Below are 2112 nucleotides of genomic sequence, written 5' to 3'. Positions count from 1 at the left end.
TGCGGGCGCGGGTCAGGCGGTGAACAGGTCGAGTTGCTCGCTCGCCCGGGGCTGCGCGGGCCGGGTCGAAGAGGGGGCAGGGCATGTGCTGGCGGGGGCGCGTGCTGGTGCGGGCGCGGACACGGCAGGTGCGGGTGCGGGTGTGAGGGGGCGGTCGGGGAAGTCGCAGACGACGACTTCGGTGCGCACGGCGGTGTTGCGGAAGTCGGGGTAGGCGGTGGTGTCGATGCCGACTCCGGCGTGCAACTCGATGCCGGTGGCCTGGGTGAACTGCTCGCAGTCTCGGTTGGGGACCCGGCGGTGGTAGTTGCGGCCGCTGAGCTGGAACGGGGCGGAGGTCTGGGGGAGCAGGAAAACCCCTCGGCGGCCGAACTGCGCGGCGACGGCGATGACGTGGAACTCGAACCGCGCCCCGGTGTAGCCGGGCGCGTTCTTGCCGCCCCGGTCGATCCGGCCGAACGGCGGGTTGGCGACCACGGTGTCGAACCGGCCCAACTCGGCGGCCATGGCGGTCAGGTCGAGAACGTCGGCGCAGATCCACCGCGCCTCGGGCAGTACCTTGCGGCCCACGGCGACGTAGTCGGGGTTGCGCTCCACACACACCAGCTCACGCGGGGGCTGGTTCTCCCAGCGGCGCACCCACAGGTCGCGCGCGGCCCAGGCGAGGCGGCCGATCCCGGCGCACAGGTCCAGCACGCGGGTGCCGCCGATCTCCAGCCGCAGGTCAAAGGCGAGGTCGCCGGGGGTGAAGAACGCGCCGTCCAGCCGCCGTCCGGGGTTCGCGGCCTCGTGCCAGTTGTCGAGCACGAACTCGCGTTCGTCCTCGGTCAGCTCCCGGCGCAGCGCGAGCAGTTGGCAGGCTTGGCGGTGAGCCTTGGCCTCGTCCTTCGACAGCGTCATGACGGGGTTCTCCTTCGCTGGGTGGCCCGGCGTGCGGGCATGACGGGGGGAGCGCCGGCCTGACGGGCGGCGCGCGGTGGGGCACGGGTGGGGTGGTGTGCGGCGGGGCCGCCACCCGGTTCGGATGGCGGCCCCGCGTGCGGGGTGACGGCTGGTCAGGCGGCCACCGCAGAAGCCTCCGCGTCCTCGGCGTCGTGCGTCTCCGTGCCGTCGCCGTTGTCGGGCGTCGGCTGGTCGGTGGCGGTCTCGGGGGTGAGCGGGCCGGTGATCTCGGCTTCGATCTCGGAGAGGGTGTAGCCCTCGGCGGCGAGCAGGCGGAGCCATTCGCGGATGTGGGGCTGGGGGCTGTCCCAGGCGCGGTCGCCCATGTCGAGTTCGATCACGGCGGCGATGTGGGCGAGCAGGAGGTTCGCGCTGCGGCGGCCCTTCATGGCCTTGGTGATCTGGGGCATGAACGCTTCGCTGCGCGCGCCGACGAACGTGGGCTTGGCGGTACCGAGGAAGGCGGCGATGTAGCCGAACTCCCGCTTGTTGGCGTAGTGGTAGCTGCCGGGCCCGCTGTGCAGCAGGTTCGCCAGGCAGAACAACTGCACCGGATCGGACACCTTCGCCCTGGCGACCAGTTCGGTGATGAACTGGTGCCGCACCGTGCGGGCGGCCTTCCACGCCCGGTTGTGGGAGACGGTGCGGGCGTGCTTGGCCTGCTCCTCCGGGGTGCGCTTGTTCGCGGGGGGCTTGGGCGGGAGCTTGTGCCCGTATGCCTTGGGGTCCCGGCAGACGTACACCGCCTGTCCCGTCTCGGTGTCGATCCGGGCCGCGTGGCCGGGGCAGGCGGCGTGCATGGTGGCGGTGAGCGGGTTACCCAGGTCGGTGCGCAGCTCGGACAGGTCCAGCTGCTTCGGCTTCTCCCCGTACCCGGTCCAGTAGGCGGCGCGGACCTCGGGCACCTGGGCGGCCTTCAACTCGGTGCGGGTGGCCTCGATCCGCGCCGTGGTCTCCTGCTGCTGCCGCAGCTTGGACATGGCGTGCTGCCAGTGCCCGCGCCCGCCCTTGCCTTCGGCCGCATCGCGCTTCTTGGCCTCCGAGAGCTCCCGCATGGCGTTCGGCATGCCCTCGACCTCGACCAGGTCGGCCATGTCCAGCAGGCTCATCTGCGCACTGGCCGCGTGGCTCAGGGTCTCCTGCTTGAGCTCCTTGGCGCGGGTGGCGGCG

General features: G+C 72.2%; 1 protein-coding gene and 1 pseudogene. Both read right to left on the bottom strand.

Going from position 1 to position 2112, the window contains the following annotated elements; genetic code table 11:
- Window positions 1-12: 12 nt before the first annotated feature.
- On the bottom strand, window positions 13-900 hold the full coding sequence (locus ACFP3V_RS31530) for a class I SAM-dependent methyltransferase (protein ID WP_380591175.1): 888 nt from the start codon (window positions 898-900) through the stop codon (window positions 13-15).
- Between the two features lie 155 nt (window positions 901-1055).
- A pseudogene (locus ACFP3V_RS31525) lies at window positions 1056-2112 on the bottom strand (ParB/RepB/Spo0J family partition protein); the annotation flags it as partial.

Source organism: Streptacidiphilus monticola, from assembly GCF_042658505.1.
GTDB lineage: Bacteria > Actinomycetota > Actinomycetes > Streptomycetales > Streptomycetaceae > Streptacidiphilus > Streptacidiphilus monticola.
The sequence above is the reverse complement of the archived record's forward strand: the minus strand, read 5'-3'. Positions and strand labels throughout refer to the sequence as shown.

Bases quoted from the DNA above. Each gene is read 5' to 3' on its own strand.
- ACFP3V_RS31530 (WP_380591175.1), bottom strand. From the start codon at position 900: ATGACGCTGTCGAAGGACGAGGCCAAGGCTCACCGCCAAGCCTGCCAA.